At 70.6% G+C, this 13,480-nt stretch carries 10 protein-coding genes; 6 read left to right on the forward strand and 4 right to left on the reverse strand.

Annotated features, from left to right (window positions below; genetic code table 11):
* The 4 genes from RIN75_RS05305 to RIN75_RS05320 all read right to left on the reverse strand — a co-directional run bounded on the left by RIN75_RS05305 (position 1) and on the right by RIN75_RS05320 (position 5,262).
* Positions 1-1,809, reverse strand: coding sequence for an AGE family epimerase/isomerase (locus RIN75_RS05305; RefSeq protein ID WP_309110629.1), 1,809 nt, complete (start codon positions 1,807-1,809; stop codon positions 1-3).
* Positions 1,806-2,465 carry a DJ-1/PfpI family protein gene (locus RIN75_RS05310; protein WP_309110630.1) on the reverse strand — a complete coding sequence of 220 codons (660 nt, stop codon included), beginning with the start codon at positions 2,463-2,465 and terminating at the stop codon, positions 1,806-1,808. The genes RIN75_RS05305 and RIN75_RS05310 overlap by 4 nt, the downstream gene beginning before the upstream one ends.
* A 10-nt stretch (positions 2,466-2,475) precedes the next feature.
* Positions 2,476-4,086, reverse strand: a complete 1,611-nt coding sequence (locus tag RIN75_RS05315; RefSeq protein ID WP_309110631.1) for a thiamine pyrophosphate-binding protein — start codon at positions 4,084-4,086, stop codon at positions 2,476-2,478.
* Positions 4,087-4,437: 351 nt separating this feature from the next.
* Positions 4,438-5,262: a type 1 glutamine amidotransferase domain-containing protein gene (locus RIN75_RS05320; RefSeq protein WP_309110632.1), complete on the reverse strand. Its 825-nt coding sequence runs from the start codon at positions 5,260-5,262 to the stop codon at positions 4,438-4,440.
* 293 nt (positions 5,263-5,555) lie between these two features.
* Between RIN75_RS05320 and RIN75_RS05325 the strand changes: the two genes are divergently transcribed.
* The 6 genes from RIN75_RS05325 (at position 5,556) to RIN75_RS05350 (ending at position 13,478) form a co-directional block, all read left to right on the forward strand.
* Positions 5,556-7,538 (forward strand): maltotransferase domain-containing protein, encoded by a 1,983-nt coding sequence (locus RIN75_RS05325; protein WP_309110633.1) that lies wholly within the window; start codon positions 5,556-5,558, stop codon positions 7,536-7,538.
* A 2-nt stretch (positions 7,539-7,540) separates the two neighbouring features.
* Positions 7,541-9,178, forward strand: coding sequence for a maltose alpha-D-glucosyltransferase (treS, locus tag RIN75_RS05330; protein WP_309110634.1), 1,638 nt, complete (start codon positions 7,541-7,543; stop codon positions 9,176-9,178).
* The gene (locus tag RIN75_RS05335; RefSeq protein ID WP_309110635.1) at positions 9,175-10,437 is read left to right on the forward strand and encodes a phosphotransferase; all 1,263 of its coding nucleotides are present in this window, start codon (positions 9,175-9,177) and stop codon (positions 10,435-10,437) included. Before treS ends, RIN75_RS05335 begins: the two co-directional genes overlap by 4 nt.
* On the forward strand, positions 10,434-12,482 hold the full coding sequence (gene glgB, locus RIN75_RS05340) for a 1,4-alpha-glucan branching protein GlgB (RefSeq protein ID WP_309110636.1): 2,049 nt from the start codon (positions 10,434-10,436) through the stop codon (positions 12,480-12,482). The genes RIN75_RS05335 and glgB overlap by 4 nt, the downstream gene beginning before the upstream one ends.
* A gap of 137 nt (positions 12,483-12,619) precedes the next feature.
* A complete protein-coding gene (locus tag RIN75_RS05345) occupies positions 12,620-12,787 on the forward strand; it encodes a hypothetical protein (RefSeq protein ID WP_309110637.1) in 168 nt (55 codons plus the stop codon).
* A 73-nt stretch (positions 12,788-12,860) separates the two neighbouring features.
* The gene (locus RIN75_RS05350) at positions 12,861-13,478 is read left to right on the forward strand and encodes an alpha-ketoglutarate-dependent dioxygenase AlkB (RefSeq protein WP_309110638.1); all 618 of its coding nucleotides are present in this window, start codon (positions 12,861-12,863) and stop codon (positions 13,476-13,478) included.
* Positions 13,479-13,480 lie beyond the last annotated feature (2 nt).

The following is a 13,480-nucleotide window of genomic DNA, read 5'->3' on the forward strand; positions in this document are numbered from 1 at the left end:
CTACCTCTCCACCGGCGCCAGGTGCGCCCGCACGGTCAGGTCCTGCGCCGATTCGGGCAGGGTCACCGTCATGGCCACCGGGTCGAAGTCGGCGTGCGGCCGGCCGTCGACCTCCACCCACTCCAGCCGGGCCGCCCCGGCGGGCAGGGCGTCCGGCGCGACCCGCAGCAGCCGGGCGGCGTCGGCGCGGGGCTTGAACCACAGGGTGAGCGGCCCTGAGCCCATCAGCAGGCGACCGTACACAGTGGACAGGAACGCCAGCTCCGCCGCGTGGTACATGGACATCGAGTGGCTGCCCTTGAGCCGTTCGGTGCCCAGCAGGTACGGGTGGCCGTCGGCGAGGACGTTGAAGTAGACGCCGCCCTCGTCGTGGTCGAGGAAGAACGCGTTGTAGAACGCGGTCGCCTCCCGGAAGTGGCGCACGAACTCCTCGTCCCCGGTGGTGCCCGCGAGGATCAGGTAGGCCAGGATCGCCTGTTCCTGCTGCCACCACGCCTTGCGGTCGTGCCAGGTCAGCCGGTGCCTGTCCTGCCCGACGCCGAGCACCCGCTGGACCACGTCGTACCAGCCGCCGCGGCGGCGGTCGCTGCCGAAGTCGGGCAGGGAGCGGGCGATGCGGTCGGCCAGGGTGGTGTAGGACTCCTTGGCGCGCAACGCGTTCATCCGCGTCAGGTTCCACGCGATCTTGAGGTTGTGGCCGACCACGGCCCGGTCCTGCTGCCAGCCCCACGTCCGGTCCGGCGTCCAGTCGCCGTGGAACCGCTCCTGCACGAACGGGCTGGTGGCGTCCGGGAAGTGGTCGACGATCAGGTCGAAGGTCTCCTCCAGCATCCGCAGGTGCCGCTCGTCGCCGGTGGCCAGGTAGAGGTTGATCAGGTAGGCCGGGGCGTGGTCGCCGATGGAGTTCCAGTTCTTGCGCGACCGGTTCGGGCCCAGCGACTCGTGGTGCGGGCTGAGCAGGATCGGGTCGATGTGCGAGTAGTAGCCGCCGCGCACCGGGTCCTTGAAGAACTTCTCGAACAGCCGCAGCGTGCCGTCGATGTCGGCGGCGATGCGCGGGTCGCCGGTGATCCGGAAGGTCTGGGTCGGTCCGGACAGGGCGTAGATCTGCTCGTAGGCGGGGATGGACCCGGCGTCGTCGGCGAACTCCGAGGCGAAGCACCGGGACTGGACGCCGTCGCGCACGTCGATCCCGTGGTACCAGTAGACGACGTCCTCGTCCCGGTCCACGAACCGCATGTTGTCGCGCAGGTACTCGGTGCCGCGCTCGGCGACGCCCAGGAAGTCCTCGTCACCGGTGAGCATGTAGGCGCTGGCCATGCCGTAGACCAGGCGGGAGACGGTGTCGGTCTCCTGCACGTGGTCGTCGGCCTTGTCCCCGCCCAGCCGCAGGATCGTGCGGTAGTCGGCGAAGTCGACCGGGTTGGCCGCGCCGAACTGGGCGTGCCGGTAGAACCGGGCCAGCTCGCCGAGTTGGCGCGGCCACCAGTCGGCCTCCTCGAACCGGTAGTTTAGGCCCGGCCCGACCAGCACGACCCGCTTGGCGTCGAACGTGACGTGCCCGCGCTCGGGGTAGTACAGGCCGTGCACGAACACGTGCCGGCCCGGGATGAGCACGTCGATCATCGGGTCGGACACGTGGTGGGCCGGTTCGCCCAGGTTGCGGATCATCTCGGCGTTGGTGTCCCGGGTGATCCGCGCCCGGACCGGGGTGCCGTCGCTGGTGCGCAGGTCCAGCGCGCCGCGGGTCGGGTCGAACGCCACCACGTACCCGGCGACGAGGTCGGAGAAGACGAAGTCGGCGGTCATTGCGGCGTCACCCCGATCCCGCGCAGCATCCGCTGGCGGCTGCGCATGCTGCCCACGGGCGTGCGGGCGGCGATGAGGTCGATGAGCGTGCGGGCGAACAGGTGCGCGGCGTCGGCGCTGCGGCCGGTGACCAGGTCGCCGTCGACCACCACGTCCTGGTCGGTGTAGACCGCGCCCATGTTGCGCACGTCGCCGATGAGGTTGTTGTGGCACGTCACGCGGCGGCCCGCGACGACCTCGGCGATCGGGCTGACCAGCCACATGCCGTGGCAGATGATGCCCTTGAGGACGCTGGGCGTGGCGAACGCGCGTTGCAGGAGCCGCACCGCCGGGGCGAGGGTGTTGACGTCCTCGCTGTAGCGCAGCCGGTCCGACACCATGCCCGAGGGCACGATGACCGCGTCGTAGCGCCTGAGGCGGGCGTCGTCCACGGCTTCGAGGTCGCCGGAGACGGTGAGCGGAACCTGGTACTCGTGGCCGGTGAAGGTGATCGACTCCTGGCCCCACAGGCGGGTCAGGTACTCGATCGTCGCGCCTTCCTCGGCGAACCTGCGCTCGTAGTAGTGGATCTCCGGCTCGACGTAGTCGGTCTCCATCAGGATCGCGACCGTGCGACCGGACAGGCGGCCGTTCTCGCGGCGGGGCAAGGTGGGCATCGTCGTCGACCTACTTCGTGACCAGGTCGACCAGGAACGGACCGGTGGCGGTCAACATCCGCCGCACCGCGCCCGCGACCTGACTGGGCTTCTCCACCCGCATGGCGTCCACGCCCAAGGCCCGCGCGAGTTCCACGAACCCGATCTCCGGGCGGCTCAGGTCGAAGCCCGACGGGTACTCGTGGCGGTCGATGCCGCGCTCGGTCCAGTACTGCTCGATGTTGAGGTCGAGCAGCTCATAGCGGTGGTTGTTGCAGATGACGAACTTGGCGTTGATCTGCTCGCGGGCGGCGGTCCACAGCGCCTGGATGGTGTACATGCTGCCGCCGTCGCCGGTGAACCCGATGACCTCCTCGTCCGGGCGGGCCATCTTCGCGCCGATCGCACCCGGGATGCCGATGCCCAGCGACCCGCCGCGGGTGGAGAAGTAGTTGCCCTTGACGCGCGGGGGGAGGTACTTGGTGAGCGCGGGCGAGGCGGTGAGCGCTTCGTCGAAGATCACGAGGTCGCTGCCGCCCTGCTCGGCCAGTTCGGCGGCGAACAGCTCCATCATCGGCGCGTTCTGCTCCGGGCGGGGGCGGCGCCACACGGCCGAGGAGCGCGCGGTGGGGCGGCGACCGGCGGCGGTGAGGCGTTCGGCCAGGCCCGCGAGGGCGTGCTTGGGGTCGGCGGCGAGGGCGACGTCGGCCGGGTGGTTCTTGGCGATCTCGTAGGTGTCGAGGTCGATGTGCACGATCCGGGCGTCGGGCCGGAACGGGTTGTGGAGAGAGGGGAAGACCTCGGGGAAGACGTAGGTGCCGACGATGAGGACGGCGTCCGCGTCGGCGACGATCCCGGCGGAGCGGGTGCCGAACATGTGGCCGAGCCGGCCCTGCCAGAGCGGGTGGGTGTTGTCCATGTTCAGCTCGGAGCTGTCCACGCCCCAGACCGGTGCGTCGAGCAGCTCGGCGACCCGGGTGAGTTCGTCCTGGGCGTTGGAGACCGACACGCCGTCGCCGACGAGGATGAGGGGGTGGTAGGCGCCGCTGAGGGCTTCCACGGCCCGGTCGAGGTCGGCGGGGACGGGGACGACGGCCTGGCTGGGGATGGTGGAGGGGATGGCGGGCTCGGTGTTCTCGGCGTCGAGGACGTCCATGGGCAGCGCGACGAAGACCGGGCCGCGCGGGGCGGTCATGGCGGTCTTGACGGCGCGGCGGAGGGTGCGCAGGAGGGAGGAGGGGTGGGTGACGCGGGTGGCCCACTTGGTCACCGGCTTGGCCATGGCGACCAGGTCGGTGGCCATCTGGGAGTCCATCGCGTCGTAGGCCACGCCCGCTTCGCCGGCGATGACCACGAGGGGTGAGTGGCCGCGCATGGCTTGGTAGAGCATGCCGATGCCGTTGCCCAGGCCGACGCCGGTGTGGAGCTGGACGAGGGCGGGTCCGGCGGTGGCGCGGGCGTAGCCGTCGGCCATCGCGATGGCGACGGTCTCTTGGAGCGCGAGCACGTACTCGAAGCCCGGGACGCCCTCCAGGATGTCGAGGAAACCCTCCTCCACAGTGCCGGGGTTGCCGAACATCCGGGTGAAGCCATCGGCGGCGAACTGCTCGAAGATGGCGACCTTGCCCGGCCTTGCGGTCATGGCCGTGTCCTTCCGGTGAGTTGGATGTGTGCGCGAGGCGCGGGTGCGGTGGCGTGGGGTGCCTGGGGATGGTGCGGGGTGGTGCGGCGGTGGGAGTGCGGCGGTGGGCGGTGGGGGTGCGGTTGTTGTGAAGTGCGGGAGCCCGGGGCGTCTGGTGCGTGGGCGGCGAATCGGCCGGGTTGCGAGCTTCTTCACCCGCACCGCTCCCCCACCCCGGGCCACCCCACCGCCGAACCGAGCCCACCACCGCCGAGCCCTCGCCGGACGAGCCGGCCCCAGCGCCCCGAGCCCGCAGACCCGAGCCACTCGCCGGCCCGCCCCCGGGCGAGGCCCCTCCTCCGAGGCCCAGCCTCAGAAGCCGAAGCGGCGCAGGCCCGACTCCAGGACCTCCACCAGCTTCTCCCCCGCCGGGAACGAGTCCGGCGTCGAGCGCGCGGTGATGAACGGGTAGTCCACGATCACCGACACCTCCTTGCCGACGTTCCCGTGGTACTGCCCGTCCGGCCCCGTCGCGTCGCGCAGGATGTACTCCAGCGGGTACGGCGGCGGGCCCATGTTGAAGTCGACGCCGATGAAGCCGGTGCCGTCCTTGTAGTCGTACTCCTTGCAGTGCCCCGTGACGTGCTTGCCCCAGATGATCGACTTGCGGTCCTCCCAGTCGCGGGCGAAGGCCAGCGGCGCCACGCCGTAGCACTCGCCGACGATGGGCTTGTCCGCGCGCAGGAACGCCAGGATCAGCTCGTGCAGGCGCTCGTTGTTGGCCAGGTCCACGATCGGGCCCGACCCGCCCACGATCACCAGGGCGTCGAACTGCTTGACGTCCTCGTCCAGGTTGGACAGTTCGCGGTTGTACGCCTCGATCTTGCGCAGGTAGTCCGGCTCGCTGAAGTACGGCCGGTCCGGGATCCACTCGGCGAGGCTGATCGGGTTGTCCAGGCGGGACGACTCGTCCAGTTCCTTGGCCGCCACCGCGACCTCCGGCGTGGTCACCGACCGGCCCAGGGGCGGGTCGATGTAACCGGGGTCGAGGCTGGGCGGCAGGGCGCGGGCCCGCGCGCCGGTGGGCGTCGCGAAGACCGACTGGTAGCCCTGCTCGTCGAACGTGGCCACCGGGCCGAGCAGTTCCTCGCCCCAGTAGCCGTATTCCGAGAGGACGATCAGAATCTTCTTCGTCATCGTTTCTCCGTGGCTGGTGGTCGGCGGGGATGGTGAATCCCGCCGAGGAGAAGCTTCACCTCCCGCACGGCCCGGAAACAAGGAACCACACGTCCCCCGACCTCACTCCGTGCAGTAGTCGCCGGAGTTAACGCGAAAGCCCTACCAGCGGATTCGCGCACACTTCGTCATCTCCGCCACCCGAAAGACAAAACCCGCTGGTCGCGGACTTTCCGAACCGATCGAGCTGCGCAAATAGCCGTTCCACCGGTGCGGCATCCTTTTGTTCGATCCCATCGGAAAGGACGGCAGCAATGTCCGGCCGAATCTATGTCGAAGATGTCACGCCGGTCGTCGCCGCAGGGCGCTATCCCGCGAAAGCGGTCGTGGGCGAGCACGTCCCGGTGACGGCGGCGGTCTGGCGCGAGGGCCACGACGCGGCGGGCGCGACCGTCGTGTGGCGCGGCCCCGACGACCGGGTGGCCCGGCACACCCGCCTGGCCCTGGTCGACCCGGGCGCGGACCGCTGGTCCGCCGCCATCGCGCCCGACTCACCCGGCCCGTGGACGTTCCGGGTGGACGCCTGGTCCGACCCGTGGGCCACCTGGGAGCACGCGGTGCGCGCCAAGCTCGAAGCGGGCCAGGGCCCCGACGAGCTGGCGAACGACCTGGCCACCGGTGTGGCCCTGCTCCACCGCGCCGCCCAGCTCAAACGCCCCCGCGAAGAGCGCGACACCCTCCTGGACGCGGCGGCCGCACTCGCCGACGAATCCTTACCACTGGGCCGGCGCGCCAAACCTGCACTGAGCGCCGCAACAACCCAAGCCCTTTGGGAACGCCCGGTCCGCGACCTCGTCACCAAGGGCGAGACGCACCACCTCTGGGTGGACCGCGAACGCGCCCTGTTCGGTTCCTGGTACGAGTTCTTCCCCCGCTCCACCGGCGGCCGGGACGCCGACGGCAACCCCGTCCACGGCACCCTGACCACCGCCGCCGACGCCCTCGACCGCATCAAGGACATGGGCTTCGACGTCGTCTACCTGCCGCCCGTCCACCCCATCGGCGAGGTCAACCGCAAGGGCCGCAACAACTCCCTCACCGCCCAACCGGGAGACGTCGGCTCCCCCTGGGCCATCGGCTCGAAGCACGGCGGCCACGACGCGATCCACCCCGACCTCGGCACCCTGGTCGACTTCAAGGCCTTCGTCGAACGCGCCCACGACCTCGGCCTCGAAGTCGCGATGGACCTCGCGCTCCAGTGCGCGCCCGACCACCCGTGGGTCGCCGAGCACCCCGAGTGGTTCACCACCCGCCCCGACGGCACCATCGCCTACGCCGAGAACCCGCCCAAGAAGTACCAGGACATCTACCCGCTCAACTTCGACAACGACCCCGAGGGCCTGCGCACCGAGATCCTGCGCGTCGTCCAGCACTGGATCGACTACGGCGTCCGCACCTTCCGGGTCGACAACCCCCACACCAAGCCGCCGGACTTCTGGCACTGGCTGATCTGGCAGGTCAAGCGCCGCCACCCGGACGTGCTGTTCCTCGCGGAAGCCTTCACCCGCCCGGCCCGCCTCTACGGGCTGGCACGCCTGGGTTTCGACCAGTCCTACACCTACTTCACCTGGCGCGACACCAAGGCCGAGCTGACCGACTTCGGCCGCGAGATCGCCGCCCACGCGCACGAGGCCCGACCCAACCTGTTCGTCACCACCCCGGACATCCTGCCGACGAGCCTTCAACTCGGTCTGCCCGCGATGTCCGCCCTGCGCGCCGCCCTCGCCGCCACCCTCGCCCCGACCTGGGGCGTCTACTCGGGTTTCGAGCTGCACGAACACCAACCCCTCAAGGGCGAAGAGTTCCTGAACTCGGAGAAGTACGAACTCCGCCCGCGCGACTTCGACCGCGCCCGCGCCGAGGGCCGCTCGCTGGAACCGTGGCTGACCAAGCTCAACGCCATCCGCCGCGCCCACCCGGCACTGCGCCAACTGCGCGAACTCACCTTCCACGACGTCGACAACGACGCCCTGATCGCCTACTCCAAGACCGACCCCGCCACCGGCGACACCGTCGTCTGCGTCATCACCCTCGACCCCCACACCCCCCAGGAAGGCACCCTGCGCCTCGACCCGGCCGAACTCGGCCTCCCGGACCGCTTCCCCGCCCACGACGAGGTCACCGGCCAGACCTGGCGCTGGGGCCGGGAGAACTACGTCCGCCTCGACCCCGCCACCGCCGTGGCCCACATCGTCGACGTCGGCCGCCCCGCACGTCGCCCGTCGGAAGGAGCCTGACCATGTCGGACTGGTTCAAGCGCGCCGTGTTCTACGAGGTGCTGGTCAGCGCGTTCGCCGACGCCAACGGCGACGGCATCGGCGACCTGGCGGGCCTGGAGTCCACATTGGACTACCTGGAGTGGCTGGGCGTGGACTGCCTGTGGCTGCCGCCCTTCTACGCCTCCCCCATGAACGACGGCGGCTACGACATCAGCGACTTCCGCGCCGTGCGCCCCGAGTTCGGCGACCTGCACGACTTCGTCACCCTGCTGGACTCCGCGCACCGCCGCGGCATGAAGGTCATCACCGACCTGGTCATGAACCACACCTCGGCCGAACACCCGTGGTTCCAGGAATCGCGGCGCGACCCGAACGGGCCGTTCGGCGACTTCTACGTGTGGAGCGACACCGACCAGCGCTACGACGACACCCGGATCATCTTCGTCGACACCGAGAAGTCCAACTGGACCTGGGACGCCGAGCGCGGCCAGTTCTACTGGCACCGGTTCTTCTCCCACCAGCCCGACCTGAACTACGACAACCCGGCCGTGCAGCAGGCGATGCTGGACGTGCTGCGGTTCTGGCTGGACCTGGGCATCGACGGGTTCCGCCTGGACGCCGTGCCCTACCTGTTCGAGCGCGACGGCACCAACTGCGAGAACCTGCCCGAGACGCACGACTTCCTCAAGCTGGTGCGCAAGGTCGTCGACGACGAGTACCCCGGCCGGGTCCTGCTCGCCGAGGCCAACCAGTGGCCCGCCGACGTGGCGCACTACTTCGGCGACCCCGAGGTCGGCGGCGACGAGTGCCACATGGCGTTCCACTTCCCGCTCATGCCCCGGCTGTTCATGGCCCTGCGCAAGGAATCCGCGCTGCCCGTGTCGGAGATCCTGGCCCGCACCCCGGACATCCCGGCCAACGCCCAGTGGGGCATCTTCCTGCGCAACCACGACGAGCTGACCCTGGAGATGGTCAGCGACGAAGAACGCGACTACATGTACGCGGAATACGCGCCCGACCCGCGCATGAAGGCCAACGTCGGCATCCGCCGCCGCCTCGCCCCGCTGCTGGACAACGACCGCGGGCAACACCAACTGCTCACCGCCCTCCTGCTGTCCTTACCCGGCTCGCCCGTCCTGTACTACGGCGACGAGATCGGCATGGGCGACAACATCTGGCTCAAGGACCGCGACGGCGTCCGCACCCCCATGCAGTGGACCCCCGACCGCAACGCCGGGTTCTCCACCGCCGACCCCGGCAAGCTGTGCCTGCCCGTGGTCAGCGACGCCGTCTACGGCTACCAGGCGGTCAACGTCGAAGCCCAGCGCTCCCACCGCGCCTCGCTGCTGCACTGGACCCGCGACATGCTCGCCGTGCGCCGCCGCGAGGAGACCTTCGGGCTCGGCGCGTTCCGCGAGGTCGACGTCGACAACACCGCCACCTTCGCCTACCTGCGCGAACACGGCGACACAACCCTGCTGTGCGTCTTCAACTTCTCCCCCCACCCGCAACCGGTCGAGATCAAGCTGCGCGGCCTCGACGGCCTGGTCCCGGTCGAGCTGACCGGCGGCGCGCGCTTCCCCCGCGTCACCGCGGAGCGCTACCAGCTCACCCTCCCCGGCCACGGCTTCTACTGGTTCCGCCTGGAGGCGTCATGACCACCGCGATCTCCACCACCACCGCGCTCACCGACTGGCTGGTCCGCCAGCGCTGGTACGCCGGCACCCGGGCCTCGACCCTGCACGTCGAACGCGCCACCACCCTCGTCCACGGCGACCCGACCCTGCTGCACCTGCTCGTCGAGGTCGACGGCGAGCGCTACCAGCTCCTCCTCGGCCGCCGCGCCACCCTGCCCGACGAGTTGGCGCACGCCCGGATCTGCGACACCCCCGACGGCACCCTCTACGCCGCCACCCACGACAGCGAACTGATGGCCCGGCTGCTCAGTGCCCTGCGCGACCGGTCGGGCGGACCCGGCCCGGCGTTCGACCCGGAACCCGGCGCCCACGTCGTCCACGGCCTGCCCGCCCGCGTGGTCGACGCCGAGCAGAGCAACACCTCCCTGGTCTTCGGCGACCGGCACATCCTCAAGCTGTTCCGCCGCGTCCAACCGGGCCCGCACCCCGACGTCGACCTGCACCGCGCCCTGCACGACGTGGGCGCCCAGCACGTGGCCCGCCTCCTCGGCACCGTCACCGCGCACCTCGACGGCGTCCCCGCCGCACTGGGCATCCTCCAGGAGTACCTGCCCGGCTGTCGGGACGGCTGGACGCTGGCCACCACCGGCGACCGCACCGCCTTCATCCCCGAGGCCGCCGAACTCGGCCGCACCGTCGCCCGCGTGCACGCCGACCTGGCCCGCGCGTTCGGCGCCCGCAACCCCGCGGTCAGCGACCTGCACGACACCGCCGACCGCCTCCACCTGCGGCTGACCACCTTCGGCGTCCCCGAACTCGCACCCCACGAACCCGCCATCCGCGCCGCCTACGACCGCCTGCGCACCCTGCGCGGCCCGTTCGTCCTGCAACGCGTCCACGGCGACCTGCACCTGGGCCAAGCCCTGCACACCACCGGCCGCTGGACGATCATCGACTTCGAAGGCGAACCCGGCCGGCCGTTGGACGAACGCAACGCACCCCGGCACGCCCTCCAAGACGTGGCCACCATGCTGCGTTCCTTCGACTACGCCGCCCACCAAGGCGACCCCGACCCGCTGTGGGCCACCCGGTTGCGCGAGGCATTCTGCGCCGGCTACGCCGCCGTCCTCGACGACCCCCGCCACCAACCCGTGCTCCTGCACGCCCTGGAGCTGGACAAGGCCGTCTACGAAGTCGCCTACGAACACGCCCACCGCCCCGACTGGGTCCACATCCCGCTCGGCGCCATCACCCGCATCCTGGGCGGTGAAACCTCATGACCACCCTCGAAGACAGCCTCCTGGTCGGCGACCACCCCAACCCGCACGCCGTCCTCGGAGCCCACCCCGCCGGCCCCGACACCGTCGTCCACACCCTCCAACCCGGCGCAACCACCGTCCACGTCCTCGCAGACGGCCAGGCCTTCCCCTTGGAACCGCTGGGCCACGGCCTTTTCGCCGCAGTCATCCCCGGCCGCATCCACGACCACCGCTTCCTGGTCGACGGCCAAGTCCGCGACGACCCCTACCGCCACCCACCCACGCTGTCCGAAGTGGACGCGGCGTTGATCGCCCGCGGCGAACACCCCCGCCTGTGGGAAGTGCTCGGCGCACACCCCCGCGACGGCGGCGTGGCGTTCGCCGTCTGGGCACCAAGCGCACGGGGTGTCCGGGTCGCCGGCGACTTCGACGACTGGTCCGGCCGCGGCACCCCCATGCGCGACCTCGGCGACGGCGTCTGGGAACTGTTCATCCCCGGCGCCACCCCCGGCTGCCGCTACAAGTTCCGCGTCCTGGGCGCGGACGGCACCTGGCACGAACACGCCGACCCCCTGGCCTTCGCCACCGAGGTCCCACCCGCCAACGCCTCCGTCGTCACCACCTCGCACCACCACTGGCAGGACTCCGACTGGCTCGCCCGCCGCGCCGCCACCGACTGGACAACCGCGCCCATCAGCATCCACGAGGTGCACCTGGGCTCCTGGCGACCCGGCCTGTCCTACCAGGACCTGGCCGTCGAACTGGGCGACTACCTCGTCGACATGGGCTTCACCCACGTGGAACTCCTGCCCCTCACCGAACACCCCTTCAGCGGGTCGTGGGGCTACCAGACCACGTCGTACTTCGCCCCCACCGCGAGGTTCGGCACCCCCGACGACTTCCGCTTCCTCGTCGACCACCTGCACTCGCTCGGCATCGGCGTCATCCTGGACTGGGTCCCCGCCCACTTCCCCCGCGACGCCTGGGCGTTGGCCCGCTTCGACGGCACCCCGCTGTACGAGCACGCCGACCCGAGGCGCGGCGAACACCCCGACTGGGGCACCCTGATCTTCGACCTGGGCCGCCCGCAAGTCAGCGCCTTCCTGCTGTCTTCCGCCCTGTACTGGCTGGAGGAGTTCCACCTCGACGGCCTGCGCGTCGACGCCGTCGCCTCGATGCTCTACCTCGACTACTCGCGCACCGAGTGGCTGCCCAACGCTCACGGCGGGCGGGAGAACCTGGAGGCGGTCGCCTTCCTGCGCTCGTTGAACGCCGCCGTCCGGGACCGGGTGCCCGGGGCGCTGGTGTTCGCCGAGGAGTCCACCACCTGGCCCGGCGTGACCGCCGACGACGGTCTGGGCTTCGACTTCAAGTGGAACATGGGCTGGATGCACGACACCCTCCACTACTTCCACCACGACCCCCTGCACCGCGCGCAAGCGCATGCCGCCCTCACTCACACGTTCGACTACGCCTGGGGTGAGCGGTACGTCCTCCCGCTCTCCCACGACGAGGTCGTCCACGGCAAGGGCTCCCTGTGGCAACGAATGCCCGGCGACGACCACCGCAAGGCCGCCGGCGTCCGCGCCCTGCTGGCCCACCAGTGGGCGCACCCCGGCAAGCAACTGCTGTTCATGGGCAACGAGTTCGCACAGCCGTGGGAGTGGAACGCCGACGAGTCCCTCCCCTGGTGGCTGCCGGCCGAGAACGACCTCCACCGAGGCGTCCAACGCCTGGTGACCGACCTGAACGCCATCTACCGGACGACACCCGCCCTGCACACCCTCGACCACTCGCCCGACGGGTTCGCCCTGCTGGCCTCGGACCCCGAGTCGAACGTCCTCGCGTTCCGCCGCACCGGAGCAGACGGGTCGCAGTTGGTCTGCGCGGCCAACTTCTCCGGCATCGACCTCCCCCACTACCGCCTACCGCTCACCGGCACGTGGCAGGAAGTCCTCACCACCGACCGCGAGGAGTACGGCGGCCAGGGCACCACCAACGGCCTGGTCACCTCCGGCGCGCTGACCCTCCCCGCGACCACCGTCGTCTGGCTGACCCCCACCTGATCCACCCGTCAGGGGGCCGCCCCGCCCCGGGCGGCCCCCTGATCACCCCGACCAAGATTGATCCTTTTCCCGACCCTGGCCGTAACTCCTTTGGCAGGCGCGTGTAGCTTGCGCGTGAAAGGGGTACAGGACCGCCCATGAGCAGCACACCGATCTACGACGAACTGGCCGCCATCCTGCTCGTCGACCAGCCGGTTTCCACCAACGACGCCGGTCGGACGGCCGCGCCCGAAACCGACCGGGCCGAGGACGCGAAGCCGGTGCGGACCGGGGGCCGCCGGCGCAAGCCGGAACCGGACGTCTGACCTTTTATTCCACACTGAAGTAATTGTGCGAATAAAAGTCGAACACCCGTTCGATCCGGGTTAAGCTCCGCGCATGCAGGTCTCGTTGTTCGACACCGGCGCGGAGCCCGTCGGGCTGCGCCCGCTGACCGGCATCCGCCGCACGCCGCTGAGCGCCGGCGCGTGGGTCGACGTGCTGCCCGGCTGGCTGACCGGGGCGGACGAGGTGTTCCGCCGCCTGGTCGCCGAGGTGCCGTGGCGAGCCGAGCGCCGCCAGATGTACGAGCGCGTGGTGGACGTCCCGCGCCTCCTGTGCTTCTACGACGAGACCGCGCCCCTCCCGCACCCGGTCCTGACCGAAGCCCGCGCCGCCCTGTCCGAGTGGTACGAGCCGGAGCTGCGTGAACCGTTCCGCACCGCCGGCCTCTGCTACTACCGCGACGGCCGCGACAGCGTGGCCTGGCACGGCGACACCATCGGCCGAGGCAGCCACGAGGACACCATGGTCGCGATCGTCTCCGTCGGCACCCCGCGCGCCCTGATGCTCCGCCCGCGCGGCGGCGGCGAAACCCTCCGCTACGCCCTGGGCCACGGCGACCTGATCGTCATGGGCGGCTCGTGCCAGCGGACCTGGGAACACGCCATCCCGAAGACCTCGAAGGCCGTCGGCCCGCGCATCAGCATCCAGTTCCGCCCGCGCGGCGTCCGCTGACC

The organism is Saccharothrix sp., from assembly GCF_031180885.1.
Classification (GTDB): Bacteria; Actinomycetota; Actinomycetes; order Mycobacteriales; family Pseudonocardiaceae; genus Actinosynnema.

Bases quoted from the DNA above. Each gene is read 5' to 3' on its own strand.
- RIN75_RS05305 (WP_309110629.1), bottom strand. From the start codon at position 1,809: ATGACCGCCGACTTCGTCTTCTCCGACCTCGTCGCCGGGTACGTGGTG.
- RIN75_RS05310 (WP_309110630.1), bottom strand. From the start codon at position 2,465: ATGCCCACCTTGCCCCGCCGCGAGAACGGCCGCCTGTCCGGTCGCACG.
- RIN75_RS05315 (WP_309110631.1), bottom strand. From the start codon at position 4,086: ATGACCGCAAGGCCGGGCAAGGTCGCCATCTTCGAGCAGTTCGCCGCC.
- RIN75_RS05320 (WP_309110632.1), bottom strand. From the start codon at position 5,262: ATGACGAAGAAGATTCTGATCGTCCTCTCGGAATACGGCTACTGGGGC.
- RIN75_RS05325 (WP_309110633.1), top strand. From the start codon at position 5,556: ATGTCCGGCCGAATCTATGTCGAAGATGTCACGCCGGTCGTCGCCGCA.
- treS (WP_309110634.1), top strand. From the start codon at position 7,541: ATGTCGGACTGGTTCAAGCGCGCCGTGTTCTACGAGGTGCTGGTCAGC.
- RIN75_RS05335 (WP_309110635.1), top strand. From the start codon at position 9,175: ATGACCACCGCGATCTCCACCACCACCGCGCTCACCGACTGGCTGGTC.
- glgB (WP_309110636.1), top strand. From the start codon at position 10,434: ATGACCACCCTCGAAGACAGCCTCCTGGTCGGCGACCACCCCAACCCG.
- RIN75_RS05345 (WP_309110637.1), top strand. From the start codon at position 12,620: ATGAGCAGCACACCGATCTACGACGAACTGGCCGCCATCCTGCTCGTC.
- RIN75_RS05350 (WP_309110638.1), top strand. From the start codon at position 12,861: ATGCAGGTCTCGTTGTTCGACACCGGCGCGGAGCCCGTCGGGCTGCGC.